The organism is Streptomyces sp. NPDC096324 (genome assembly GCF_044763015.1).
In the GTDB taxonomy this organism is placed as follows: domain Bacteria; phylum Actinomycetota; class Actinomycetes; order Streptomycetales; family Streptomycetaceae; genus Streptomyces.
Genome location: NZ_JBIWFK010000005.1, coordinates 305,139 through 330,431 on the forward strand (window position 1 = coordinate 305,139; position 25,293 = coordinate 330,431).

Annotated in this window: 26 protein-coding genes; 10 read left to right on the forward strand and 16 right to left on the reverse strand. The window is 71.3% G+C overall.

Annotated features, from left to right (window positions below):
* Positions 1–124 precede the first annotated feature (124 nt).
* The 3 genes from ACIQ7M_RS15450 to ACIQ7M_RS15460 all read left to right on the forward strand — a co-directional run bounded on the left by ACIQ7M_RS15450 (position 125) and on the right by ACIQ7M_RS15460 (position 1,676).
* Positions 125–649, forward strand: coding sequence for a hypothetical protein (locus tag ACIQ7M_RS15450; protein WP_403643985.1), 525 nt, complete (start codon positions 125–127; stop codon positions 647–649).
* A 53-nt stretch (positions 650–702) separates the two neighbouring features.
* Positions 703–1,110 (forward strand): DUF3224 domain-containing protein, encoded by a 408-nt coding sequence (locus ACIQ7M_RS15455; protein WP_403643988.1) that lies wholly within the window; start codon positions 703–705, stop codon positions 1,108–1,110.
* Between the two features lie 296 nt (positions 1,111–1,406).
* Positions 1,407–1,676, forward strand: coding sequence for a hypothetical protein (locus tag ACIQ7M_RS15460; protein WP_403643991.1), 270 nt, complete (start codon positions 1,407–1,409; stop codon positions 1,674–1,676).
* Positions 1,677–1,772: 96 nt separating this feature from the next.
* Here ACIQ7M_RS15460 and ACIQ7M_RS15465 read toward each other — a convergent pair whose 3' ends face one another.
* From ACIQ7M_RS15465 to ACIQ7M_RS15475, 3 genes are read right to left on the reverse strand one after another with little or no spacing between them, the layout of a single operon-like run.
* Positions 1,773–2,459 carry a winged helix-turn-helix transcriptional regulator gene (locus tag ACIQ7M_RS15465; protein WP_403643993.1) on the reverse strand — a complete coding sequence of 229 codons (687 nt, stop codon included), beginning with the start codon at positions 2,457–2,459 and terminating at the stop codon, positions 1,773–1,775.
* 9 nt (positions 2,460–2,468) lie between these two features.
* A complete protein-coding gene (locus ACIQ7M_RS15470; protein ID WP_403643995.1) occupies positions 2,469–3,167 on the reverse strand; it encodes an alpha/beta hydrolase in 699 nt (232 codons plus the stop codon).
* Complete coding sequence (locus ACIQ7M_RS15475) at positions 3,164–4,111, reverse strand: LLM class flavin-dependent oxidoreductase (protein WP_403643998.1); 948 nt, start codon at positions 4,109–4,111, stop codon at positions 3,164–3,166. Before ACIQ7M_RS15475 ends, ACIQ7M_RS15470 begins: the two co-directional genes overlap by 4 nt.
* Positions 4,112–4,210: 99 nt before the next feature.
* On the opposite strand from ACIQ7M_RS15475, the gene ACIQ7M_RS15480 reads away from it, so the two are divergent.
* Complete coding sequence (locus ACIQ7M_RS15480; RefSeq protein WP_403644000.1) at positions 4,211–4,639, forward strand: organic hydroperoxide resistance protein; 429 nt, start codon at positions 4,211–4,213, stop codon at positions 4,637–4,639.
* Positions 4,640–4,804: 165 nt separating this feature from the next.
* Here the strand turns inward: ACIQ7M_RS15480 and ACIQ7M_RS15485 are convergent, their stop codons facing one another.
* From ACIQ7M_RS15485 to ACIQ7M_RS15515, 7 genes are all read right to left on the reverse strand, one after another.
* The gene (locus tag ACIQ7M_RS15485; RefSeq protein ID WP_403644003.1) at positions 4,805–5,398 is read right to left on the reverse strand and encodes a DUF4291 domain-containing protein; all 594 of its coding nucleotides are present in this window, start codon (positions 5,396–5,398) and stop codon (positions 4,805–4,807) included.
* Positions 5,399–5,659: 261 nt separating this feature from the next.
* Positions 5,660–7,009, reverse strand: coding sequence for a VanZ family protein (locus ACIQ7M_RS15490; protein WP_403644006.1), 1,350 nt, complete (start codon positions 7,007–7,009; stop codon positions 5,660–5,662).
* Positions 7,010–7,242: 233 nt separating this feature from the next.
* Positions 7,243–7,935 carry a response regulator gene (locus ACIQ7M_RS15495; protein ID WP_403644009.1) on the reverse strand — a complete coding sequence of 231 codons (693 nt, stop codon included), beginning with the start codon at positions 7,933–7,935 and terminating at the stop codon, positions 7,243–7,245.
* Between the two features lie 4 nt (positions 7,936–7,939).
* On the reverse strand, positions 7,940–9,169 hold the full coding sequence (locus ACIQ7M_RS15500; protein ID WP_403644563.1) for a sensor histidine kinase: 1,230 nt from the start codon (positions 9,167–9,169) through the stop codon (positions 7,940–7,942).
* Positions 9,170–9,197: 28 nt separating this feature from the next.
* Complete coding sequence (locus ACIQ7M_RS15505) at positions 9,198–10,076, reverse strand: lysostaphin resistance A-like protein (RefSeq protein WP_403644012.1); 879 nt, start codon at positions 10,074–10,076, stop codon at positions 9,198–9,200.
* 303 nt (positions 10,077–10,379) lie between these two features.
* Positions 10,380–11,486, reverse strand: a complete 1,107-nt coding sequence (locus ACIQ7M_RS15510; RefSeq protein ID WP_403644015.1) for a serine hydrolase domain-containing protein — start codon at positions 11,484–11,486, stop codon at positions 10,380–10,382.
* An 88-nt stretch (positions 11,487–11,574) separates the two neighbouring features.
* Entirely contained in the window at positions 11,575–12,693 is a 1,119-nt protein-coding gene (locus ACIQ7M_RS15515) for a hypothetical protein (RefSeq protein WP_403644018.1), read from the reverse strand.
* Positions 12,694–12,863: 170 nt separating this feature from the next.
* Between ACIQ7M_RS15515 and ACIQ7M_RS15520 the strand changes: the two genes are divergently transcribed.
* On the forward strand, positions 12,864–14,018 hold the full coding sequence (locus tag ACIQ7M_RS15520) for a cystathionine gamma-synthase (RefSeq protein WP_355763496.1): 1,155 nt from the start codon (positions 12,864–12,866) through the stop codon (positions 14,016–14,018).
* Positions 14,019–14,182: 164 nt separating this feature from the next.
* Here ACIQ7M_RS15520 and ACIQ7M_RS15525 read toward each other — a convergent pair whose 3' ends face one another.
* From ACIQ7M_RS15525 to ACIQ7M_RS15535, 3 genes are all read right to left on the reverse strand, one after another.
* Positions 14,183–14,434, reverse strand: coding sequence for a hypothetical protein (locus ACIQ7M_RS15525; protein ID WP_403644022.1), 252 nt, complete (start codon positions 14,432–14,434; stop codon positions 14,183–14,185).
* Positions 14,431–14,925, reverse strand: a complete 495-nt coding sequence (locus ACIQ7M_RS15530) for a sigma factor-like helix-turn-helix DNA-binding protein (protein WP_355763553.1) — start codon at positions 14,923–14,925, stop codon at positions 14,431–14,433. The genes ACIQ7M_RS15525 and ACIQ7M_RS15530 overlap by 4 nt, the downstream gene beginning before the upstream one ends.
* 295 nt (positions 14,926–15,220) lie before the next feature.
* Positions 15,221–15,727 (reverse strand): MarR family winged helix-turn-helix transcriptional regulator, encoded by a 507-nt coding sequence (locus tag ACIQ7M_RS15535; RefSeq protein ID WP_386982745.1) that lies wholly within the window; start codon positions 15,725–15,727, stop codon positions 15,221–15,223.
* Positions 15,728–15,892: 165 nt separating this feature from the next.
* Between ACIQ7M_RS15535 and ilvA the strand changes: the two genes are divergently transcribed.
* The 3 genes from ilvA (at position 15,893) to ACIQ7M_RS15550 (ending at position 19,213) form a co-directional block, all read left to right on the forward strand.
* Positions 15,893–17,122, forward strand: coding sequence for a threonine ammonia-lyase (ilvA, locus tag ACIQ7M_RS15540; RefSeq protein WP_386982700.1), 1,230 nt, complete (start codon positions 15,893–15,895; stop codon positions 17,120–17,122).
* 202 nt (positions 17,123–17,324) lie between these two features.
* Positions 17,325–18,359 carry an ATP-binding cassette domain-containing protein gene (locus tag ACIQ7M_RS15545; RefSeq protein ID WP_403644026.1) on the forward strand — a complete coding sequence of 345 codons (1,035 nt, stop codon included), beginning with the start codon at positions 17,325–17,327 and terminating at the stop codon, positions 18,357–18,359.
* A complete protein-coding gene (locus tag ACIQ7M_RS15550; RefSeq protein ID WP_355763506.1) occupies positions 18,356–19,213 on the forward strand; it encodes an ABC transporter permease in 858 nt (285 codons plus the stop codon). The genes ACIQ7M_RS15545 and ACIQ7M_RS15550 overlap by 4 nt, the downstream gene beginning before the upstream one ends.
* A gap of 86 nt (positions 19,214–19,299) precedes the next feature.
* On the opposite strand, the gene greA is transcribed toward ACIQ7M_RS15550, so the two are convergent.
* A complete protein-coding gene (gene greA, locus ACIQ7M_RS15555; protein WP_403644030.1) occupies positions 19,300–19,797 on the reverse strand; it encodes a transcription elongation factor GreA in 498 nt (165 codons plus the stop codon).
* A 197-nt stretch (positions 19,798–19,994) separates the two neighbouring features.
* On the reverse strand, positions 19,995–20,396 hold the full coding sequence (locus ACIQ7M_RS15560; protein ID WP_386982704.1) for a DUF4307 domain-containing protein: 402 nt from the start codon (positions 20,394–20,396) through the stop codon (positions 19,995–19,997).
* Positions 20,397–20,547: 151 nt separating this feature from the next.
* Between ACIQ7M_RS15560 and mca the strand changes: the two genes are divergently transcribed.
* Together mca and ACIQ7M_RS15570 are read left to right on the forward strand one after the other, a co-directional pair.
* Positions 20,548–21,429 carry a mycothiol conjugate amidase Mca gene (mca, locus tag ACIQ7M_RS15565; RefSeq protein WP_355763515.1) on the forward strand — a complete coding sequence of 294 codons (882 nt, stop codon included), beginning with the start codon at positions 20,548–20,550 and terminating at the stop codon, positions 21,427–21,429.
* A 1-nt stretch (position 21,430) separates the two neighbouring features.
* On the forward strand, positions 21,431–21,673 hold the full coding sequence (locus ACIQ7M_RS15570; protein ID WP_386982708.1) for a hypothetical protein: 243 nt from the start codon (positions 21,431–21,433) through the stop codon (positions 21,671–21,673).
* Between the two features lie 422 nt (positions 21,674–22,095).
* Here ACIQ7M_RS15570 and ACIQ7M_RS15575 read toward each other — a convergent pair whose 3' ends face one another.
* A complete protein-coding gene (locus ACIQ7M_RS15575; RefSeq protein WP_403644035.1) occupies positions 22,096–25,287 on the reverse strand; it encodes an AAA family ATPase in 3,192 nt (1,063 codons plus the stop codon).
* Positions 25,288–25,293 lie beyond the last annotated feature (6 nt).

A 25,293-nucleotide genomic window follows, 5' to 3' on the forward strand; every position in this document is an offset into this window, starting at 1 on the left:
CGGGCACGCCACGGGCATCGCGGCTCACAACCATCGGGCGCACTGGTGTGTCTGCTGTACGTCGTGGGAGATCGGGACCGGCGGGCCGGTGAGGACCGCCGGGATCCGGGAACGGGGGGACGGGATGAGGGAACGGACGAACCGCCGCCGGACGGCGGGGCGCCCCCTGCTGGTGATCACGGGTCTGTTCGTCGCGGGCACCGCCGTGACCTGGCTCGCGGTCACGCATCTCGCCTACGCCACGGGGATGGCGGGTACGTCCGGCCCTCTCAGCGTCCAGTCCTGCTCGTACAGCCAGACCGGAGGCCACCGGTACCCGCACTGCCACGGCATCTTCCGTTCCGACGACGGGACCGTCGTGGACACCGACGCCACGGTCGACAGCGACCTGCCCGTCGGCAGCACGGTCGCGCTGCGGCGGACGTCCTCCGACACCTACGAACAGATCGGCGTGGACGCCGTGTTCGGCTGGCTGGCACTCTCCCTGTTCGGCCTGGTGGTGCTGACCCTGGGAGCCACGGCCGTACGTGCCCGAACCGGCCCGGAGACCGGATCCCGCCGGCTGCGGGTCCTGCTGGGCGTCCTGCTCACCGCGACGCTGACCAGCGCGTTCATCGGCGGGGTGGCGGGCCTGCTCCAGGGACTCTGAGGCTGTCCGCGCAACGCCCCGGGGATGTCAGTGGCGCGGCATACGATCCGGGGATGCGAGCTTCAGGAACGTTCAGAGTCGCCGGCTTCACTCCAACACCGGTACCGAGCCCCGCAATCGAGACGGCGCTGCCCGTCGGCGTCGCCACGATGGAGAAGGAGTACGAAGGCGAGATCGCCGGACGCTCCGCCACGTTGTTCACCGCCGCGTTCGACCAGTCCGACGGGGTGGGAACGTACGTCGCCATGGAGTCCTTCGAGGGGACGCTCCACGGGCAGGCCGGGACCTTCAACTTCGCGCACTCCGCGACGACCCTGGGCGAGGGGAGGCAGAGCGAGTTCTTCGTCATCGTGCCGGCGAGTGGGACGGGTGCGCTGGCCGGGATCACCGGAACAGGCGGCATCGCGGTCGACACGGACGGCACCCACCGGATCCGGTTCGACTACGAACTGTCCCACTAGCCCGGCGCGGCGCGCCACGGGTCCCGTCCCCGACGAGAACTCCGAGCACCCGTCGTCGCTCCGGCCAGGATCCTGCCGGCGGCGGCCCTGTCCGTAGCGATCGGCGAAGACCGCCCGGCCGACATCGGTGTGCCCGTTGTGCCCGTTCGCATTCGCTGAGGCTTTTGGGTGTTTCTGCCGCACGATCATGAGACCCGGCGCGTCAGGGACCGTTTTGGCATATTCGTCACTAACCTCCCAGGATTGTAGAAGTCGATCTTTCGCAGATCGCACCCACTCACTCCATCGGAGATGACATGCGCAAGCTTCGCAACGCCGCCGTCCTGATCGCCGCGATCGGCAGCATCGGACTCGTGGGCGGCACGGCCCACGCCGGCGACCACGGCGACGGGTTCAACGTCAAGCAGCACTCCAGCTGCACGTCGCACGACCTGAACGCGGACGTCCTCGGCCAGGTCGGCGTGCTCAACGGCCTCGGCGGCAACCTGCTCGGCGGCGAGGGCAACCCTGGCGCCCAGGTCACCACCCTCGGCTCCTCCGCGGGCTGCAGCAACAGCGCCTTCTGACGTCCCGGCCGACGCTGAGTCACCGGCCGACAGACGGTCCCGGCCCCGGGCCTCAGCCCCGGGGCAGGGACCCTATGCGTGGGATCGGGAGGGTGATCAGGACGAGGCCTGGTCCGCCCTCCGGGTGTGCGGGGTAGGCATGCGGAACAGGCCTCCCAGCCTGCGCAGTGCCTCACTGTCGCCCGATGCCGACGCGGCGCCGCTCTCGATCGCCTCGGCCCAGGTGAGGCCCTGGCCGGTCAGGCGGAGGAATGCGTCCGTGCCGGTCGTGACGGTCGCGTCCGGGTGCTGGGCCGGTCCGTGCAGCGCCTCGATCGTCCCGTCGTCGATTCGGGCGTGGAAGATCTCGTCGTCGATGCGGAACTCGTACACCGCGCACAGTCCCGTGGCGGCCTCGGGGTCGAAGCAGGCCCGCAGGCCGAGCACGGCCCAGCCCGGGTGGAACGTGTCGGTCACGCGGGGTTCGCCCATGGCCCACTTCAGCCCCCACCGGGCCAACTCCAGGATCGCCGGCCCGAGTTCCTCACCGGCTTCGGTGAGGGCGTACGCGGCGGTCCGGGCGGGCGGGGGAAGTGTGATCTTCTGAGCCAGACCCTCGCGTTCCAGATGCTTCAGGCGCGCGGCCAGCAGTCCGGTGCCGAGCCCGCGCAGGCTGGTCTGCAGGTCGCCGAACCGCTTGGGCCCGGTCAGCAGCTCGCGGATCAGCAGTAGCGTCCAGCGCTCGCCGACGAGGTCGAGGGTGCGCGCGGTCGCGCAGTACTGGTTGTACGTTCGCTGTTCCACTTCATCACTTTAGACTCGGCGCTTCCCGTTCCTGAACGAAGCACTCTCCATGAGCATCCGGGCGAGCGGCTCGGGCCGGGTGAGCATCACGTCGTGCGGGCCGTCCAGCGCCCGTGTCCGATACCCGACGGCCTCACCGAACCGGTCGAAGGGGTAGGTCCCCGGCCTGCAGTGGATGGCCGTTCCGGGGATCTGGTCGACGGCCCCGGTCAGGCGAGTGCCTTCGGTGAACGTGCGCAGCGGCTGGGGGAGCAGGCGCGCGGCAAGCAAGGCCGAGTTGTCGGGGTCGACGATGCCGAACGCCTCCGGAGATGGGGCCGGGATCCGCTGTCCGTGCCCGAATGTCTCGGCCACCGCGCGGATCGCGTCGACGAAGGTGCTGGGGGCCAGGGTGAACATGCCGGAGCCGTCGGGCCCGGCCCATCCGTCCACAAGGACGATGTGGCCGACGGCGTCGGGCCGCGCGTCGGCAGCCTCCCGTACGACCAGGCCCGCGTAACTGTGTCCGACCAGTACGAGATCGCCCTCCTGCTGAACGGTGTCGATGGCGGCGACGACCGTCCTGGCGTCGTCGTGGAGCCCGCGATTTCCCGGGGTGCCCAGGTCCGGGGTGAGTGTGCGCGCCCCGGCGGCGCGCAGCAGCGGAACGACCCGGTCCCAGGCCCACGGGCCGTGCCAGGCGCCGTGGACGAGAACGAACGTGGTCATCGGTGATGCTCCTCGCGCAGCAGAGGCAGGACCCGGTCGGCGAATTCCTCCAGGCCCGCGTCGTGGTCATCGGTCGCCAGACGGATCACGAGGTGGCGGGCGCCGGCCGTGATGTAGCCGGTCAGCCAGTCGGCGGCCTGGCGGGCGGTGCCCGCGAACACGGCCTGGATCCCGGCGACGACGTCGAACGGCGCGTTGTAGTAGCGCTCGACGCTCGTCCGCAGGCGCCGGTGCGCCTTCTCCGGGTCCTGGTCCAGACAGAGCGTCGCGTACAGGGCGGGGGTGACCGAGCGTGGCGCGGCCGCCTGCTCGATGACCTGGTGTTCCTCCGCGTACGTCGTCCACTCGGGCGGATAGGGAAGCCAGCCGTCGGCGAGGCGGGCCACGCGTCGCAGCGCCGGTGCGCCGCTCCCGGCCAGCCAGATCGGCGGGCCTGAGGGGCGGGACGGCGGGGGTGCGATCCGCACGTCCTCGAAGACGAAGTGCTCGCCCCGCCAGGACACCGTCTCCCCTGACCAGAGTTTCCGCATGACGTCGATCGACTCCGTCATGCGGCCGGCGCGGCTCGCGAATCCGATGCCGACCGACGCGAACTGGGCACGGGTCGCCGGGTTCGGGAACCCGCCGCCCATGCCCGCGATCAGCCGTCCGTCCGACAGCCGGTCGAGGGTGGCGAGTTGGTGTGCCAGCAGGATCGGATGACGCAGCGCCGGCAGGAGCACCGCCGTGCCGAGCGCGACCCGTTCGGTGGCCTGGGCCACGGCGGCCAACAGCAGCAGCGGATCCGCGCGCGGTCTGGTCACGGGACTGTCGCCCGCCCAGACCGAGTCCAGCCCCAGCTCCTCCGCCCGCCGTGCCTGGACGACGAGCCCTCTTGGGTCGTGCTCACCCAGAACGGACTGGTCACGAGTCGGCAGCAGGTAGCCGACCTCCAGCTTCGCCATCTTCCCTCCCGGTCGTCTCGGGGCTCCCGACATTAGCCGTTGACTTCTTGTTTTTGAAGTGACAGGTTCGAACTACGGTAGCGACTTAAGGAGTTCAGGATGTCCAAGGCGCTCTACACGGCGCAGGCTCATGTCACCGGGGGCAGGGACGGCCGCGGGAGCACGTCCGACGGAAGGCTGGATCTGGACCTGCGGATGCCCAAGGAACTGGGTGGGGACGGCGAGGGCGCCAACCCCGAACAGCTCTTCGCGATCGGGTACGCCGCCTGTTTCGGTACGACGCTCGCCCTGGTCGGGCAGCGAGGCAAGCTCAAGGCGGACGACGCGGAGATCGACTCGCGGGTCTCGCTGATCCCGATCGACGGCGGCCGCTTCAAGCTCGGCGTCGAGCTGCAGATCTCACTGCCCTCGGTCGCCGAGGAGCAGGCGGTCGAACTGGCGAGGACGGCCCACCAGGTCTGCCCGTACTCCAATGCCACGCGCGACAACATCGACGTGACACTGGTGGTCAACGGCACACGGCTGTGACGCCGGCCCCGCTTCTCCCGACCGAGGGGAAGCGGGGCCTCCACACCGGCCGCCGGCCCGGACTTCTCCTCGCGCGGGACGAGTCCGGACTGCCTGCCGAGCACGAGGTCGCTTTGCCGCGATGTGGCGCGTGGGTGGTCCCGGCGGTTGTGCCCCTGTTGCCGGTCAGGAACTCAGGTGGGCCAGGAGTTCGTCACCGGCGGGGTATCCGTGCTCCTGAGGAAGCAGTCGGCTCGCCGCGTCCAGGTCTCCGTCCCTGACGAGTGCGTGGATCTCGTGGGCGAGCGGGGTCACGTCGCTGATGGACACGATCCACTCGTCCGCGTAACGCGACGACGCCTCGCCCGAGAGCCCCAGTTGGAGCGAGCGGTACGGCAGGGGGCGCAGGTGCAGATCGCGTTCGGGATCCCACTGGACACGGGCCGGTGCGCGTTTGAGGTCACGCTGCCAGGCGCTGCGATCGGGGTGCAGCCCGCGGACGTAGTGCGACAGGCAGGCATGGCGCAGCGCCCAGTCGAAGCCGTCGCGCGTGATCTCGACGGCGAGGACGGTCTCCTGCCCCTCCTTCGTGCCCCAGCCGGAGCGGTACATCATCCACAGGAAACTGGGCTTGATCCATGTCATGCGGTCCGGCTTCCACGCGGCGGGGAAACGGCCCTTGCGGGCTGCGGGTCCGCCGATCTCCGGGCGGTACGCCTGGTAGACGGTGATCGTGGATTCCGTGTGGGCCGCGCGGATCTGACGTTGCGGTTCTTCCATGGCGTACAGCGTGGGCCCGGTCAGCCCGGGTGACCACCGATTTTCGACTCGTTGCGCGACCCGACGGACCTCTTCCGTGCCACCGGCCTGGTTGGGGAGCGTTGCTGGCGTCGTCGGCTCGTGAAGGCATACGCCGAGGAAGCGCTCTGACGAGTTTGGGCGGCCAGAACCTCTGACAGACAGGGGCCCTCATGGTCCCAGCGGTCCATTCATACCCGGTGGCGCTGATGCGTCCGTCGGCTCGACGACAAGGGTCGCCCTTCACTCGTCGTCAATGTGACCGGTACCCGCGTCGACGGCCGTGGTGAACGGCTCGCAACCAGAGCCGTCCTCATCGGGCTCGCAACTTGTGTCCGTTGTCTTCACGGACCACATTGCACGCCAGGGGCCCTGCCAGCCCTTGGGGCGTTCGACCTTCAACACGTCGGCCCGGATCCTCAACGCCCCAACGTCAGCACCGTTCTTCTTCTGCGTCCTCCTCACGATCTCCTCGGCCTGCTTCGCCGTAATCAGCCGGGGCGGAAGGTTCACGCGCGTGGGCCCGAGGTCCACCAACATCTGTGAAACCCGGCCGACTCGGTTGATCTGCACGTCGAGACTGCGGGGCATCACCACACCGTGTTCCTTGAACCGCCACGAAGTGAGCCATCCGAACTCGGCCTTGCTGCCCACGAGTCGGGTCTCGTGCCATGAGGCTGCCGCGGCCCACGGGTAGTGGGCCTTCATGTAGGCGCGGGCGACGAGGTACGCACTCCGGGCATCACGGGGCTTTCCGGAGCCGGCAACCGGAAAGCTGGCCTCGGTCGGGTGGGCGGAGTTCTCGAAGCTCACGTTCAGTTGGCGTGCGCCGGGCCACATCAGCTCCGCGGGGAATCCATCGGACATCTGGATGGATATCCAGCCGTTATGTCCTTCAATGCCAGGGCTGACGCGCACGGCACCGACACGGTAATGATTCCCAAATGCCTGATGGATGGCCTGTTCGGCGGCCTTCCGCTCGGCGCCGTGCGCGTCCCGGACCCCGGAGCCGTCCACGTGGTCCAAGGTGATCGCGGTCTGGCACACCGCGACTCCTGTCACGCCGAGCACCGCGGTCACGATCAGAGTGGGGCGTGCCCACGCCTTCCAGGCAACGCGCCCCCGAACCAGCGCAAGTCCCAGAGCCACGCCGAGCAGGCCCCCGGCGGCGTTCATCTCCACGTCGGCGCTGTCGCAGACACCGCTCACGAACGGCGCCAGGGCCTGGGCGAGTTCGATGAGACAGGGGAGCGCCAGGACGCCGGCGAGCACGGGAAGCGGGCGACGCAGTGCCAGCACGCCGAACAGGCCGAGTGGGACGAACATCGCCAGGTTCCACAGCCCTTGCGTGGTGTACAGCGGCTCGGTGACCTCGTGATTGATCACGCACTCGGCACGCCCCGCCTCGCCTCCGCGCAGCGCGAGCGTGACGCCGAGCACGCCGGTCAGGCAGAACCCGAGGAGTAACCACCAAGAGGAGTAAGGCACTTGGCGCCGACGGGCCATCGTCCACGCGAACAGACCCACGAGCGCGGCAACGACTGTCAGTCCAGCCAGGAACCATATGTCGTCACCGAAGACAGCGCCGAACACCTCAGTACCCTCTCCGTCGGAGATCCTGAAGCGCCCCCGAAATTGATTCGGGGGCGCACACGAAATGTTGCCAGGTCAGCACTTCGCTATCGGCGTTCGAACCTTGTCCTCGCCTCGCGCGCGTTCAAAGTACGTGACGCGGCAACGAGCCCCGACGGCTCGTCCGTCGACGTGTCGACGCGAACCTGTGCCCTGCACGATGGACCGAGATCGCCCACGAGGGTCGGCCCCCGTCAGTCGGTCGGCGGGATCAGCCCGACCCGGTAGGCGAGGACGACCGCCTGGACCCGGTCGCGCAGGCCGAGTTTGGTCAGGATCCGCGAGACGTAGGTCTTGACCGTCTCGGGGGTGATGAACAGCGCCGCGGCGATCTCCGCGTTCGACAGCCCCTCGGCGATCTGCCGGAGCACGTCCAGCTCGCGGGGGGTCAGCGCGCGTACGAGGTCTTCCCTGGCCGACCGGGAGGTGTCGGCCGGACGCAGGTGTTCGGCGAAGTGGCCTATGAGGTGGCGGGTGACGGCGGGCGCCAGCAGGGCCTCGCCCCGGGCGACCGTACGGATCCCGTTCACCAGCTCCGCGGGAGGCGCGTCCTTGAGGAGGAAGCCGCTGGCTCCGGCCCGCAGCGCGTCGTAGACGTAGGCATCGACGTTGAACGTGGTGACGACCAGCACCTTCGGTGGGAATTGGGCATCGGGACCGGCCAGTTGCCGGGTCGCCTGGATGCCGTCGAGCAGGGGCATCCGGATGTCCATCACCACCACGTCGGGCCGCAGCCGCCGTGCGGCTTCCACCGCCGCGTGCCCGTTCTCGGCCTCCCCGACGACCTCGATGTCGGGCTGCGCGGAGAAGATGGTGACGTAGCCGGTCCGCACCAGTGCCTGGTCGTCGCAGACGAGTACACGGACGGGTTGCGGCGCATCGCTCACGGGCTCACTCCTGAACGGGCTGGGACGGAATCGTCGCGCGGACCTCGAACCCGCCCTCGGGCCGGGTTCCGGCCTCCAGTTCACCATCGAGCATCCTCACCCGTGCACGTAATCCGGCCAGACCTCGTCCCCCTGCCGGGCCGGGCTTCCGCGTGAGAGGCACGCTCGCCGGGGAGACTGCGGGCGCGTCGGTCCTCACCTCGATCTCGACCTGCTCCTCGCGGTGCCGGACCAGGACGTGGGTCAGCTGCCCGGACGCGTGCCTCATCGCGTTGGTGAGCGCCTCCTGCACCACGCGGTACGCGGCCAGCTCCACGTCCACGGACCGCGGCCGCCGCTCGCCCTGCTCGTCGAACTCGACCGGCTGACCCGACCTGCGGGCCTGTTCGACCAGGTCCGACACCCGCCCCAGCGCCGGGGCCCGGTCCGCACGCGCCGGGTCGGCGGCCGCGGACTCACCGGTCGCCTCCAGCACGCCGAGCAGGTACCGCAGTTCCGTCAGGGCCCGACGGCCGGTGTCGCTGACGGCCACCAGTCCCTCCCCGGCCCGTTCCGGCGCGGACGTGAGCAGGAACTGCGCCGCGTCGGACTGCACCACCATGGCCGTCACATGGTGGGTGACCACATCGTGCAGTTCGCGGGCGATCCGCGCCCGCTCGGCGGCCGTGGCCACCTCGGCGGCCAGCCGCCGCCGCTCCGCCTCTTCCCCTCGCCGCATGCGTACGGCACCCCCCACCAGCCAGATCGCGGCCAGAGTCAGATAGAACGCGAGATAGTCCGGGATTCCCTGCGGCGAGCCGAGGTGGTGCAGGACGACGGCCAGGACGGCGTAGGCCGCACTCGCCACGACGGCCACGGCACGGCGGAGGCCGACCTGATGGGCCCCGGCGGAGTACAGGGCGAGATACAGCCCCATACTCCCGAACGTCGTCGCGAAGCCCAGCGCCTGGTGCGCGGCGAACGCGCTCGCGGTGACGGCCAGACAGGCCGCGGGCCACCGGCGGCGGGCCGCCGACGGCAGGGTCTGGGCCAGGACCAGCCCGATGCCCAGCGCGTTCGCCGGCCGCTCGGGCAGATCGCCGATCTGCCCCCCGATGTTCGACAGGGTCGGCACGAAGGCCAGCAGGGTGAGCACCAGAGCGAGCACGCCGTCCTTGACGGAGGCATCCCGCTCCCTCCACCAGTCACGAGGCGCCCGGAGCGGCGGGGAACTCCAGAGCGCCTGACGGGACATCACGTCCGTTTCCTCCAGTCGGCCTGTCTCAGTGCCGGGCCCGCCGCCGGGGCAGCAGACCGCCGCTCCGGTGGGCGAGGACCGCCATCGAGACGGTGATCAGTACGCTGATGACGATGGGCACGATCGACGCCTCCAGGCCGAAGCCGCCACCGTTCAACAGAGCGGAACCATGGACGTCAACGGTGTACAGACCCTCGGGGGTGTGTCCGGAGACCGGGACGCCGAGCAACTGCTCGACAGTGTTCCAGGCGAAGTGCAGACCCACGACGAACCAGATGCTGCGCCGCCACAGGAACGCGGCACCGAGCATGGCGCCCGCCTCGAGAGCGATCGCCACCGCGCTCCACCCGTTGGCTCCCGGAGCCCCCAGGTGGGCGACACCGAAGAACAGCGCGGTGATCGCGACGGCGGCCCGGCTGCCCCACAACCGCTCCAGGGCCTGCAGGGCGAGACCGCGGAACATCAGCTCCTCGGTGACCGAGGCGCCGATCTGCACCATGACCGCGGACCACACCACCGACACGAAGCCGTTGCCCGCCCAGGAGAACGAGTAGCCCCCCAGAGCCGTGATCAGGAGCGCGGCCACGAGGATGAAGCCCAGACCGATCCCGCCGCCGAGCAGTAACTCCCGGCCGGCTCCACGCCGGGCGATCTCCGGCGTGGAGCGTCGTGCGACGAAACGCATGACCGCCCAGTACACGGCCACCGCGGCAGCCGCTCCCAGCGCCGGCACCGGACCGGGGCCCGTCGCGGTCAGGCTCGAGACGAGACCGACACCGACCATGCCCGTCAGCATCCAGCCGAGTGGGGACCGGACGATCCGCCCGAAACGGCCGCCCCGGCCGTCGCCCTCCTCGTCCGGGCCGGATCCTGTGTCGTGCGGTGCGGTGGACGTCGTGCCCATCGTGGCCTCCCCTGGTGATCGTGGTCGCACCGGTGGCGACCTGACGACCACGCTAGGAACCCGCCGACGTCCGCGAGTCACCCCCACATGGACAATCCCCGTAGCTCTCAAGGGGGATGCGCCACCCCCGCCCGTCCAGGGCGGGGGTGGGCCATGGACACGATCGCGCGGAATCCGGCCGCGCCGGCCGAGGCACCGACCAGGCCGCCGTGCGGGGAGGCCGAGGCATCGACCAGGCCGCCGTGCGGGGAGGCCCAGGCGGCGTGGGAGGCGATCGCCTGGCGTGCTCTGCCGGACTAGCCGTCAGGGTTCCAGGCCCTGGAGGCCGTCGTAGGCGGACATCAGCAACTCCATGCCCCGCTGGTCGTTCGCCGGTTCGCGCATCTGGTGGGTCACGTAGGCCACCGCCATGCGGTGGTCGGGATCGACCACGACCAGCGAACCGCCCCAGCCGCCCCAGCCGATGCCGGTGTCGAACAGGCCGTAGCCGAGGCCCCAGCGGACGGGCATGCCCAGGCGGCGGTCCTCGCCCCTGAACTGTTCCTGTCGTGCGAGCTCGCAGCCCGCCGGTGACAGGAGCCGGGTGCCGCCCAGCGCTCCTCCGCGGGCCATGACCGACTGCACGAGCGCGACCGAGCGGGCGTTGCCGTATCCGCTCGCCGCGGGGATCTCCGCACGGCGCCAGGCCACGCCGTTGCCGTCACGGACCCGTACGCGCGCGGCGCCGGTGTCCGGTGCCGTGCCGCCGGGCGCGCTCGCGGTGTAGTCCTCGTCCTGACCGGTCGGCGGGATCGTGAGGGCCACCCGGTGGTCGTCCTCGGCGGACAGTCCGATGTGGAAGTCGGCGTCCAGCGGGCCCGCGACCTCCCGCGCGAAGAACTCGCCCAGGCTGACGTCCGTGATCCGGCGGACCACCTCGCCCACCAGGAACCCCTGGGTCAGCGAGTGGTACCCGGCCGCGCCGCCCGGCTCCCACTGCGGCGTCTGCGCCTCCAGGCGTGCTGTGGCGGACGGCCAGTCGTACAGGTCCTCGATCGGTCCGTCCCAGTCGGGCAGGCCCGCGGTGTGCGCGAGCAGGTGCCGCACCAGCACCTTCTCCTTGCCCGCCCGGGCGAACCCCGGCCAGTAGTGGCCGACCGGCGCGTCCAGGTCGAGCTCGCCCCGGTCGACCAGGATCAGCGCGCACAGCGACGTCATCGTCTTGGTCACGGACCAGACGTTGGTGATCGTGTCGCGCTGCCACGGGTGCGTGTGATCCGCGTCGGTGAAACCGCCCCAGACGTCCACCACGGGTTCGCCGTCCACGAAGACGGCCACCGAGGCACCGGCGTCGCCCTCGTCGAGCATCGTGGACAGTGCCTGGGGCACAGCGATGAAGAGATCGTCGTACGAGCCCTGGATGTCGGCCATGTGTGGTTTGTAGCCCGTGAGCGCCCGGAGGGCAACCGAATTCCCGGCCCGGCGCCGGGGTGAGCCGCCCTCGCCTCGCGGGCCGCCCTCAGTGCGCCAGTGTCGCCGGGCTGCCGCCGTTGGCCTCGTACCCGGCGACCGCCAGCGCGCGGTATATCGCGTAGTCCGCGGCCGGGTCCTGGCTCAGGGTCCAGGGCAGGGCGCCGACGTGGCCGTCCACGTGCACCAACTGGCCCATCGCCTCGGACCAGCGCTCGCCGCGGACCAGGAAGCAGACCAGCAAATGGCGGACGTGGGCGAGCATCGGGTCGCCGGGGCGGGCGGCGTGGACCGCGTACAGCGCGCCGTGGACGGACTTGGTCACGACCTCGCTCTGATAGAAGCTGCGGACCAGGTTCACCTCGGGCAGGTGCTCGAAGACCGCGAACAGCGGCATCGCCGCGAGGAGGGAGCCCTCCGGCGCGCGTGCCGCCGCGGCCTCCGCGAAGGCGTACGCCGTCTCCCGCGAGCCGTGCCACTTCTCGCACCAGTAGTGCAGGGCCGCCAGATGCGCGCCCATGTGGGCGGGTGCGCGGTCCAGGATCTTCAGCCAGAGCTTCTCGAACTCCGGCTGGGAGTAGCCGAGTCCACGCGCCACCGACAGTTCGATGATGTACGGGATCGGGTCACCGGGGGACAGCAGCGCCGCGTCGCCGCAGGCGGACCGCGCCTCCTCCATGATGATCCGGAAGTCGTCGGTCCCCGGCGTCGAGGTCCGCCAGGCCTGCTGCACCAGGAACTCGGCGTGCACCGCGGCGCCGCCCGCGTCCTTGGGGGCCTCGGCACGCCACACCCGCAGCCACTGTCCGCCGGGCGTCTCGCTGACCCCGCCGGGCCGCTGCTGGAGCTCCAGCGAAGCGGCGCCCGCGAAGGCCTGCACCCGCTGCCAGCGGGCCTCGCCCTCGGTCTCCGTGCCGGCCAGGAGCTGCGAGGCTGCCCGGTAGTCCTGGGTCCGCTGCACCACGTCCAGGACGTTCAGCAGATCCGCGTCCGGTCCCGGCATGCGGATGTCCAGCTCCTCCTGACGCAGGAAGCCGTAGTTCGCCGGGTCCGCGGCGTCCGGGTCACCGGGCGTGACGAGCTGTATACCGGTGCGCCTGCGCCGGAACACCGGCAGCAGGACCACGCTGAACATGGCCAGCGCCATCAGGACCCAGAGAATCTGCATGCCTCCAGCGAACCAGACGGGTCCGACAATTGGCCAACCCGGTCCGTCACGCTCTGCGCGAAGGTCCGCTCCGGTCCCCGGGTGTACGCGTCACGCTCTGCGCGAAGGTCCGCTCCGGTCCCCGGGTGTACGCCGTCACGAACGCGTAAGGAGCACTAGGCTCGGGACTCATGAGCGACAGGCACATCAGTCAGCATTTCGAGACGCTCGCGATCCACGCGGGCAACACCGCCGATCCCCTCACCGGAGCGGTCGTCCCGCCGATCTACCAGGTCTCGACCTACAAGCAGGACGGCGTCGGCGGCCTGCGCGGCGGATACGAGTACAGCCGCAGCGCCAACCCCACCAGGACCGCACTGGAGGAGAACCTCGCAGCACTGGAGGGCGGCCGCCGCGGGCTCGCCTTCGCGTCGGGTCTCGCGGCCGAGGACTGCCTGCTGCGTACGCTGCTCAGCCCCGGTGACCACGTGGTGATCCCCAACGACGCGTACGGCGGCACCTTCCGGCTCTTCGCCAAGGTCGTGTCCCGGTGGGGCGTCGAGTGGTCGGTGGCCGACACCAGCGACCCCGAGTCGGTACGGGCCGCACTGACCCCGAAGACCAAGGCGATCTGGGTCGAGACGCCCTCCAACCCCCTCCTCGGCATCACCGACATCGCCGTGATCGCGCAGATCGCGCGCGAGGCGGGAGCCCGGCTCGTCGTCGACAACACCTTCGCGACCCCCTACCTCCAGCAGCCGCTCGCGCTCGGCGCGGACGTCGTCGTGCACTCCCTGACCAAGTACATGGGCGGCCACTCGGACGTCGTGGGCGGCGCCCTGATCACCGGCGACCAGGAACTCGGCGAGGAGCTGGCGTACCACCAGAACGCGATGGGCGCGGTCGCCGGGCCCTTCGACTCCTGGCTGGTGCTGCGCGGCACCAAGACACTCTCCGTGCGCATGGACCGGCACAGCGAGAACGCCGGCCGGATCGCCGACATGCTCACCCGGCACGCGCGCGTGACGCGTGTCCTGTACCCGGGCCTCCCGGAGCACCCCGGTCACGAGATCGCCGCCAAGCAGATGAAGGCGTTCGGCGGCATGGTCTCCTTCCAGGTCGAGGGCGGCGAGGAGGCGGCCGTCGAGGTCTGCAACCGCGCCAAGGTGTTCACGCTCGGTGAGTCGCTCGGCGGGGTGGAGTCCCTGATCGAGCACCCGGGACGCATGACGCACGCGTCGGTCGCCGGTTCGGCGCTGGAGGTCCCCGCCGACCTCGTCCGCATCTCCGTCGGCATCGAGAACATCGACGACCTGCTCCAGGACCTGCAGCAGGCCCTGGGCTGAGCCGGGGGCGGCGGCTCCCGGGCCCTCACCGGCCCGCCGTCACCGCCTGCCCGGACTCGCCACCACTGCCCGCGCGCCGTACCACCGGCCCGCGGGCAGTGGCATAGGGTCACCGGCCCGTCAGTGGCGGAGCCCCGCTCACCCGGTCCGTCGGCGGGGCCGGGTCACCAGCCCGTCAGCGGTGGAGTCGTGTCCGACGGCGGCTCCACCCAGGGACGGGCCGTCACCGCCCAGACGGCGAAGACGACGGCCGCGGCCAGCAGCGCCAGCCACAGCAGCCGCCGCACCGCCCTCCCGCGGCGCTGCACACGCCGTCCGCGGCGTACGACCTCGCCGTACAGGTCCGGCGGCACCACGGGCGGAGGTGCCTGCTCCAGCATTCGCCGCACGGCCGCCTCGCGCTCCGACAGGTTCATGACGGCGCCACCTCCAGGGCCGGTGCCGGGTCGCGGGGCGGGTGCAGCAGCGTCGCCATGGCGCGGGCGCAGATCGCCCCCACCCGTTCCGCGGGAAGCCCGAGCAGGGCCGCCGCCTGTTCCTCGGCGACCCCCTCGTACAGCCTGAGGACGAGGATCAGCCGTTCCTGGGGCGTGAGGGCGGCCAGGACGTGGTCCGGGGAGGTGCGCCGCCGCCCGAAGCTCCCGTACTGGTGCCAGGCGGTGCGCTGGAAGCGCGCGGCCAGTTGCCGGCGGGCGCTGTCGTAAGGGTCCTCGCCGTGCAGCCGGTCCCAGGAGGCGTACGTATGGGCCAGGGCCTGCGTCAGCAGATGCCGCGCGCGCGGGTTGGCGTCCCGGGGCTCGGCGGTGAGCAGCGTGGCGGTGTGCAGCAGCCGCCCCGCCGCGCCCGCCACGAAGGCCTCGAACTCCCGGGCCCGGCGAACGCCTTGGGAGGCACGCCGTTCTCGCACCATGCCTCCCGCCTGAGGGTGACCCTGAGAAGGCCCTCGGCCGCGTGCGACCCGTCGCACCCCGTACGACGAGGACCTGGTCTCATATGAGGCCAGGTGGCGCCTTTTGGTCAAGAGTCCGGAGCACATGCACGCGTGCGTGCGGGGCGGCGGGCGCCCGGGGGCGGCGGCCCCGGCCGGCTGCCCGCCACCTGCGCGGCCGACGGCCTGTCCTGGGCGCGGCCCGCCGCCCGGCCCCGGGTGCGGCCTGTCGCCCGGTCCGGGGTGCGGCCCACCAGCTTCCCCGGGGCCCGGCTCAGGAGGCCGGTTCGGTCTCCGGTGACGGCATTCCCTGGGCCGCCTGGCGGGCGGAGAGCGCGCCGTTGAAGCGAGTGAGGAGCGCGCAGAACACCTCACGCTCCTCCGGCGCCCAATCGTGTGTCAGCTCGGCCATCAACTGACGCCGGGACGTGCGCACTTCGTCCAGCCGGGACTGGCCGCGCGGCGAGAGCTGGAGCACCACGGCACGCCCGTCCTCGGGGTGCGAGGTGCGCTTGACGAGCCCGGTGTCGACCAGCGGGGCGACCTGCCGGGTGACCGTCGAGGAGTCGATCCCCATGCTCGCCGCGAGCGCCTTGACGCCCATCGGGCCTTCCTTGTCGAGACGGTTGAGCAGGAGGTAGGCGGCCCGGTCCATGGAGTTGCGCACCTGCCCCACCCCGCCGAGCCGGGTCTGTTCCGCACGGCGCGCGAAGACCGCGACCTCGTGCTGAAGGGCTTCGAGAAGACCGGTGTCACCGACGGTCGTCATGTCCATCGACATCTCTGGTGTAGTGGGCATGGCCGGGGGCTCAATTCATGCGTGGGGAGCTGGGTTGGGGGACAGGTTACGCGGCCGGGGCGCGGGCCGTACCGGCGCTGCGCAAACCGAGTCTCGGAGCGTGGTCACCACGGGAGTGCGCCCGCGTGAACTGCGAGACTGACGGTCATGAGCTACAGCAGGGCTGACTCCTTTCCCAGTGTGACGCTCGACGACGTGCGCGGCGCGCAGAAGATGCTGTCGGGTGTGGCGCGGGTGACCGCGATGGAGGGCAGCAGGTACCTGTCCCAGCTCGTGGGCGCACCGGTGCAGTTCAAGTGCGAGAACCTCCAGCGGACGGGATCGTTCAAGCTGCGCGGCGCGTACGTGCGGATCGCGGGCCTGCTCCCGGAGGAGCGTGCCGCGGGCGTCGTCGCCGCGAGCGCCGGCAACCACGCGCAGGGCGTCGCCCTCGCCTCCGCGCTGCTCGGTGTGCGGTCCACCGTGTTCATGCCGAACGGCGCCCCGCTGCCCAAGGTGGCGGCCACCCGCGACTACGGCGCCGAGGTGAGGCTGCACGGGCAGGTGGTCGACGAGACCCTGGCCGCCGCGCAGGAGTACGCGCAGCGGACGGGCGCGGTGTTCATCCACCCCTTCGACCACCCCGACATCATCGCGGGGCAGGGCACGGTCGGCCTGGAGATCCTGGAGCAGTGCCCGGAGGTGCGCACGATCGTCCTCGGGATCGGCGGCGGCGGGCTCGCGGCGGGCGTGGCCGTCGCCGTGAAGTCGCTGCGCCCCGACGTCCGGATCATCGGGGTGCAGGCGGAGGGCGCGGCGGCGTATCCGCCCTCGCTCGCGGCGGGGCGGCCGGTGTCGGTCGAGAACCCGGCGACGATGGCCGACGGCATCAAGGTCGGCCGCCCCGGCGACGTGCCGTTCCGCCTGGTCGAGGAGCTGGTCGACGAGGTCCGTACGGTCTCCGAGAACGATCTGTCCAGCGCGCTGCTGCTGTGCCTGGAGCGCGCCAAGCTGGTCGTCGAACCGGCGGGCGCGAGCTCCGTCGCGGCGCTGCTGCGCGACCCCGGCACCTTCGAGGGCCCGGTCGTGGCGCTGTTGTCGGGCGGGAACGTGGATCCGCTGCTGATGCAGCGCATCCTGCGGCACGGCATGGCGGCGGGCGGCCGCTACCTGGCGGTCACGCTGCGGCTCACCGACCGGCCCGGTGCCCTGGCCACGCTTCTCGGGGTGTTGTCAGTGGCGGACGCTAACGTCCTCGACGTGAGCCACGTACGGACCGATCCACGGCTCGGGCTCACGGAGGTGGAGGTCGAGCTGCACCTGGAGACGAAGGGGCACGAGCACCGCGCCGAGGTGAACGCGGCGCTGCGCGAGGCGGGGTACACGGTCATCGACTGAGGGCGCGGCAGCCCGCGGGGGCCCGGTCGTCCCGCTTCGGGAAATTCCGTTGAGTGACGCGATACATCGCGTTACGGTGGGTTCGCGGATCGGCGCCGACGGGGGCCGGGCCGATGACTTTCTCGTCGTGCGCAAGTCCCCAGTACACGCACATCCGAAAGCACCGCACATCCCAAAATCCCCAACGACGTGGAGAACACTCATGCCAGGCGCCATCTACGCCGAAGGCCTGGTGAAGACCTTCGGTGACGTAAGGGCTCTGGACGGCGTCGACCTCGATGTCCCGGAAGGCACCGTGCTCGGCCTGCTCGGGCCGAACGGCGCGGGCAAGACGACCGCGGTCCGCTGTCTGACGACCCTGTTGCGCCCCGACAGCGGCAAGGCCGTCGTCGCGGGCGTCGACGTGCTCAAGGACCCCGACGCGGTACGGCGCAGGGTCGGCCTCTCCGGGCAGTTCGCGGCGGTCGACGAATACCTGACCGGCCGCGAGAACCTCCAGATGGTCGGACAGCTCTACCAGATGCGCGCGAAGGCCGCGAAGGTCCGCGCGGACGAGCTTCTGGAGCAGTTCAACCTCGCCGACGCCGCCGACCGCACCGCGAAGACCTACTCGGGCGGCATGCGACGCCGTCTCGACCTCGCGGCGGCCCTGGTCGTGTCGCCCCCGGTGATGTTCATGGACGAGCCCACGACCGGACTCGACCCGCGCAACCGCCAGCAGCTCTGGGACGTCATCAAGCAGCTCGTCTCCGGCGGTACGACCCTGCTGCTGACCACCCAGTACCTCGAAGAGGCCGACCACCTCGCGCACGACATCTGCGTCGTCGACCACGGCCGCGTCATCGCCCGCGGCACCGCCGACGAGCTCAAGGCGCAGACCGGCGGCGAGCGCGTCGAGGTCGTCGTGCACGATCGCGAGCACATCGCGACCGCCTCCGAGGTGCTGCACGGCTTCGGCAAGGGCGAGACGACGGTCGAGGAACACACCCGCAAGCTCACCGTGCCCGTCACCGGCGGCGCGAAGCTCCTCGCGGAGGTGATCCGCGAGCTGGACGGCCGCGGCATCGAGATCGACGACATCGGCCTGCGCCGTCCCACCCTGGACGACGTCTTCCTGTCGCTCACCGGCCATGTGGCCGAGGAGAAGACCGAGGAGGGCGACGGCCGGGCGGACGGCCGGGGCGCCAAGGGCAAGGACGCCCGGACCGACACGAGCACGAAAGAGGCCGTGAAGTGAGCGCCGTCAGCGACGCCGTGCGGGTCACGGCACCCTCGAACCCGGTCTACCAGTCCGTCCGGGACTCCCTGGTCATCGCCAAGCGGAACCTGATCAGAATGTCCAGGATCCCGGAGATGGTCATCTTCGGACTGATCCAGCCGATCATGTTCGTGGTCCTGTTCACGTACGTCTTCGGCGGGTCCATGAAGATCGGCGGCAGCACCAGCGCCACCGACTACACGAACTTCCTGATGGCCGGCATCTTCGCTCAGACGGTCACCTTCGCGACCGCGGGCGCCGGCGCGGGTATCGCCGACGACATGCACAAGGGTCTGATCGACCGCTTCCGGTCGCTGCCCATGGCGCGGGGCGCGGTGCTGACCGGCCGCACCCTGGCCGACCTCGTGCAGACCGCGCTGACCCTGCTGGTCCTCGCGGTCGTCGCCGTCCTGGTCGGCTGGCGGGTCGGCTCGAACGGCAGCACCGACGCGTTCCGCGTCATCGGGGCCTTCGGGCTGCTGCTCCTGCTCGGGTACGCGTTCACCTGGATCGGCGCGCTCATCGGCCTGTCCGTGCGGACACCCGAGGCCGCCACGTCCGGCGGGCTGATCTGGCTGTTCCCGGTCACGTTCATCTCGAACGCGTTCGTGGACACCAGCAACATGACCCCCTGGCTGCGGCACGTCGCCGACTGGAACCCGTTCAGCGCCACCGTCCAGGCGTGCCGGGTGCTGTTCGCCAACCCGGGTGTGTCGACGTCCGACGCCTGGCCCATGCAGCACCCCGTCTGGGCCTCGGTGATCTACTCGGTCCTGATCGTGGTGATCTTCCGGACGCTCGCCGTCCGCAAGTACCGCTCGGCGACGGCGTGACGCCCCTGCCCTGACCGGCGCGGATACGTGGATATGACGATGCCCCCGGCGTGCTGCCGGGGGCATCGTCGTCGCCGGTCCTGGGCTCAGCCCTGATAGGGCACGGCCTTGAGGATCTTCACCGAGGCGAGCTTGCCGTTCGGCAGCTCGTACTGGGCGTCCTCGCCGACCTTCTTGCCGGTCACCCCGGAGCCCAGCGGGGACTGCGGCGAGTACGTCTCGATGTCGGAGCTCGCGTATTCACGCGAGGCGAGCAGGAAGTCCAGGGTGTCGTCCTCGTCGCCGTCGAAGGCGATGGTGACGACCATGCCCGGCGCGACCACGCCGTCCGCCGCGGGAGCCTCGCCGACCTTGGCCTTCTCCAGGAGCTGGGTCAGCTGGCGCACACGGAGCTCCTGCTTGCCCTGCTCTTCCTTGGCCGCGTGGTACCCGCCGTTCTCGCGCAGGTCGCCCTCCTCGCGCGCGGCCGCGATCTTGGCGGTGATCTCCGTGCGCGCGGGACCAGACAGGTACTCCAGCTCGGCCCTGAGCTGGTTGTACGCCTCCTGGGTCAGCCAGGTGACGTTCTCACTGGTCTGGGTCACAGGTGCTCCTCGTAGGTACTGGGAATACAAAGCATCGCCCTACCCAGAAGCATGTTCTCTCACGGGTGGGCGAAACCACGAGCCTAACAATTCAGCGGCTCCGAGGGGAGGACATAAGACATCAGAATTGCATCAACGCTGGTCAGCCCCCAGTAGGCCGCCGGTCGCCCTGAGTGGTTCCGGCCCGGCGGTGCCGCTCAGCCCGCGTGACAGCCGAGGAGTTCCGCCGTGGTGCCCCGGGCCGTCGTCCGCAGGGTGACCACCTTGTCGAGGCGGGAGGAGTCCTGGTCGAAGCGGAAGTCCGCGCGGCCCACCTCGAGGCCGTCGGCGTCCTGCGAACGCAGGGTGCAGTAGCCCTTCGTACCGGCGTCCTTGTGCACCTCCAGGTGCACCTCGACCGCGCGGTCCGAGACCGCCTTGAAGGTGATCACCTGTGCGCTGATCTTGGACCCGGCGATGTAGTCGTAGCCGAACCAGCCGACCACGCCGATCAGGGCGACCCCCAGGACGCCGCCGATGATCCTGAGCTTCCGGTCGGCCCGCTCGTCCGCGGAGCGGCCGTACCGGCCCTCGGGCAGCCGCGTGCTCGACGTACTCATGATCGTCCTCTCGGCCGGGTCCGTGAGAGGGGACCCCGGAATTATTCGCCCCCCGATTCCGTCACTATAGAAGCCGCCCACAGCGCGGATTCACGCCGGGCGCCGACAGCCGACCTACCCAGGCGACAGCCGACCGACCGAGGATTGAGTCTTGACTGACCAGCTGCGACTGATGGCCGTGCACGCCCACCCCGACGACGAGTCGAGCAAGGGTGCGGCCACCATGGCGAAGTACGTGTCCGAGGGGGTGGACGTGCTGGTCGTGACCTGCACGGGCGGGGAGCGCGGCTCCATCCTCAATCCCAAGCTGCAGGGCGACAAGTACATCGAGGAGCACATCCACGAGGTACGCAAGAAGGAGATGGACGAGGCCCGCGAGATCCTCGGCGTCAAGCAGGAGTGGCTCGGCTTCGTCGACTCGGGCCTTCCCGAGGGCGACCCGCTGCCCCCGCTGCCCGAGGGCTGCTTCGCCCTGGAGGACGTCGACAAGGCGGCCGGCGAGCTGGTCAAGCAGATCCGCTCGTTCCGCCCGCAGGTGATCACCACGTACGACGAGAACGGTGGCTACCCGCACCCCGACCACATCATGACCCACAAGATCTCGATGGTGGCCTTCGAGGGCGCCACGGACACCGAGAAGTACCCGGAGTCCGAGTTCGGCCCGGCCTACCGGCCGCGGAAGCTCTACTACAACCAGGGCTTCAACCGCCCGCGCACCGAGGCGCTGCACCACGCGCTCCTGGACCGCGGCATGGAGTCGCCCTACGGGGACTGGCTCAAGCGCTGGAGCGAGTTCGAGCGCACCGAGCGCACGCTGACCACGCACGTTCCGTGCGCGGACTTCTTCGAGATCCGTGACAAGGCGCTGATCGCGCACGCCACGCAGATCGACCCCGACGGCGGCTGGTTCAAGGTCCCCATGGACATCCAGCGGGAGGTCTGGCCGACCGAGGAGTACGAGCTCGCGAAGTCCCTCGTGGACACATCCCTCCCCGAGGACGACCTCTTTGCGGGCATCCGCGACAATGCCTGACATGAGCGCAAGCCTGGCACTGACGCACCTCGTCCCCCTCGCCAAGGAGGTCGACGAGAACAAGGTCACCCCCGGCGTCCTCGGCTTCATCGTCTTCGCGGTGATGGCCCTGGCCGTCTGGGGTCTGATGAAGTCCATGAGCAAGCACATGGGCAAGGTCTCCTTCGAGCAGGACCCCGAGAACGAGTCGGTGTCCGCCGACGGCTCCGGATCCGGCGGGAAGACCGCTCCCGCCAAGGGCTGAGCGGGCGCCCGCGCGGGGCCTGGCGGGCCGCCCGCGGGAGCCCCGGCCACGGGCCCGACCGGCGCCACCGGCCTGACCGGCGGCGAGCAGCCATGACCGGACTCCCGGTGTGAGGCCCTTCGGGCGCACACCGGGCTTCGCCATGTGCCCGCAGGGCCGCCCGCCTCGCGTTGCCGGGGTCGGCGGGCCGCCGTCTCGCGTTGCCTGGGCGCGGAGGCCGCCGTCTCATGGCGCCGGGGCCGGGAGGCTGCTGTCTCGCGTTGCCGCGGTCGGCAGGCCGCCGTCTCACGTCGCCAGGGCCGGGAGGCCGCCGTCTCGCGTTGCCGGGGTCGGCAGGCCCGCCGCCTCACGTCGCCGGGGCGGGGAGGCCGCCGCCGCGTCACGTCGTCATGGGCATGCCCATCACGTCACGGGCTCGCCCATCACGTCACAGGCACGCCCATCACGTCGCGGGCGTGCCGTCCCGGCACCATGCCCAGGCGCCAGGCCTGCCACCCGGCGTCCAGGTCCACTCCCCGCTCCAGCAGCAGCCGGTACGCCTCGATGAAGTCGTCCAGCCGGCCGTCGCGGGTGGCGTGACCCGCCCGCCCGAGCTGCGACAGCTCCTCCACGGCCACCGCGGCGCCCACCTCGTGGCCGCCCGGCGCCGCGTAGGGGAGCAGCGTGCAGCGCAGGAAGCGGGCCCAGTCCTCCCCGCGGCGGTCGCCGTACGAGGTGAAGAGGCCGACGGCCTCCTCGCACAGGGCCAGCGCCTGCTGCGTACGGGCGTTGCCTGCGTCGACGACGGCCAGCTCCAGGCAGGTCCACGCCTCGCCGTGAGCGACCCCGATGCGCTGGAAGTCCGCGCGGGCGTCGACCAGGAGCTGGCGGGCGAAACCCGAGTTCCGCAGCGAGCCCGTCTGCGCGGCGCGCTGGTCGCGGGTCACACGGGCCGAGTGGTGGCGGGCGCAGGCCAGCCCGTAGACGTCCCGCATGCGCGAGAACATCGTCCGGGAACGCTCCAGCTCCCGCACCGCCTGGTCCAGGCTGCCGGTCTCCTCCAGGGACTGGCCCAGGTAGTAGACCGTCCAGGCCTCGCCGCGCGCGTCCTCGTTCTCGCGGTGCCGGGAGGCCGCCTGGCGCAGGCCGTCGACCGCGGCGGACGGGTCGCCCTCGACGAGTCGCGCGCGGGCGAGCTGGGTGAGCGCCCAGGCCTCCCCGCGGGCGTCGCGCGTACGGCCGTACAGATCCAGTGCCGCGCGCAGCTCACGCTCCGCGCGCGGGACGTCGCCCATCCGCAGACCGAGCTGGCCGAGCTGGAAGTGGGCCCAGGCCTCCCCGTGCACCGACCCGCTCTCACGGTGCAGGACCAGCGCCTCGGTGAGGAGCCCGAGGGCCCGGCCGAGCCGGGACCTGTCGCGCTCCACCGCCGCGAGCGCGTGCATCGTCCAGGCACGGTCGGCCGCCAGCTCCGGTGCGGCCTGGAGATCCATGGCCTCCTGGAGCTTGGCCGCCGCCTCGACGAGGCCACCCTGGTGGTGCAGCGTGATGCCGAGCGAGCACAGCGCTCTCGCGGCCCCCGCGTCGTGATGGGCCTCGAAGTACAGGTCGACCACCGCGGCCAGGGTCGTCCGCGCCTTGTCCAGCTCGCCGAGCTGGCGGGCCGCGATACCGGTGCGCCACTGCACCGAGCGGACCAGGAGCCCCTGGTCGACGGCCTGGGTCAGCTCGCTGATCTCGCCCAGCCGGTACAGGTCGCCGCGCAGCAGACAGTAGTCGCACAGGGCGCCCAGCAGATGGAGCACCGCCGCCTGGTCGACCCCTTCCGCGTGTCTGAGGGCCGCCGTGATGAAGCTCGACTCGTCGTCCAGCCAGCGCAGCGCGGCGTCCAGGGAGGTGAAGCCGTGCGGCCCGAACTGGTCGGCGCGCGTCGACGTCTTGCCGTCCACCAGGCGGATCACCGAATCGGCGAGCTCCGCGTAGTTCACGATCAGGCGCTCCTGCGCCGCCGTGCGCTCCGAGGCCTCCTCCTCGTCGAGCAGACGCGCCGCGGCGAAGGTCCGTACGAGATCGTGCAGGCGGTAGCGGCTGCCGCGCACGTGGTCGATCAGACCCGCCCGGGACAGCGCGGTCAGATGACGCAGGGCCTCGGGTTCGTCCGTCGCGAGCAGGGACGCCGCCGCGGCCGCGCCCAGCGAGGCCCGGCCGGCCAGGGCCAGGCGGCGCAGCAGCCGGCGCGCCGCCTCCGACTGGTCCGTGTACCGCAGCCACAGCACCCGCTCCACGGGCTCCACCGGGCCGTAGGCCGCGAGGTCGCCGGCGAGGGCGCGCGGGGTGCGGGGGCCGAGCGAGGAACCCGCGACCCGCAGGGCCAGCGGCAGACCGCCGCACAACTCCCGTATCCGCTCGGCGGATTCGGCGTCGTACGGACCGGACGCGTCCTGCGCCGCCGCGGTCAGCAGCTCCTCGGAGCCCGCCGCGTCCAGCGCCTCCACCGGGAGCCGGTGCACCCAGGCGGCCAGGCCGACGGGCAGGTCGAGGGGTTCGCGGGCGGTCACCAGGACCAGGCTGTCGGAGCGCTCGGGGACCAGGGTGCGCACCTGCTCGGCGTCGCTCGCGTCGTCCAGCACGATCGTGACCGGCAGGCCCGTCAGGTGCTGGTGGTACAGCTCGCTCAGCCGTTTGACCTGCTGGTCCTGCGAGGAGCGCTCGCGGAAGAGGAGCTGTTCGCGCGGGGCGCCCAGACGGTTCAGCAGGTGGAGCAGCGCGTCGCGGGTGGTGAGCGGCGCATCGTCCGGGCTGTCGCCCCGCAGGTCGACCACGCACGCGCCGCGGAACTGGTCCTTGAGGGCGTGCGCCGCCCGGACCGCGAGGGTGCTGCGGCCGGAGCCGGGGGCGCCGTGCAGCACGACGACCGTCGGTTTCGTCTCCGTGCTCGCCCGGGCCGCGTGCACCCACCGCGCGATCCGTGACAGTTCGCTCCGGCGCCCGGTGAACGGGCCTTCCTGCTCCGGGAGCTGACCGAACGACTGCTCCAGCACGTTGCGGCGTCGGGCGGCGGCGCTCTTGTCGGTGCGCCGCAGTTGGGGGGCGCCCTTCTTGGCGCCGGTGGTGGCGCTGAGCACCCGCTGCTGGTCGAGGAACGGGCGGACACCCCGTACCTCCAGGGCCGTCAGCCACTGGAGGCGCAGTTGCTCGGGGCCGCCGGGCTGCCCCAGGGCTCCGGCGCGGCGGCTCGCGGCGGGCACGTGCGTGGCCGTCACCTTGAGGACGGTGGCGGTCGCGCCCGCCACGGCCACCGTCGCTCCGGTGCCCACCGCCGTGCCGGCGCCGGTGCCGAGGGCCAGGTCGGCGACGACGGCCGCGAGCGCGCCGACCGCGGCCACCAGCAGGGGAGTTCCGGACCCCTCGCGGGCGAACCGCTGCCCGAAGGTCTGCCGTCCGGCCTCGGACTCCTCCAGCGCCCGTGCGTACGCCGTGTACTCCTCGGCGGCCGTCTCCGCCATCGCGTCGAGCGAGGCCCGCGCCCGTGACAACAGGGCGCTCCCGTCCGCACGCCCCCCGGAGCGCCGCACCTCCTCCTCGACGGCCCGGACCAACACCCGCTCGGCCTCCGCCCGATGGCCGTCCCGCATGTCACG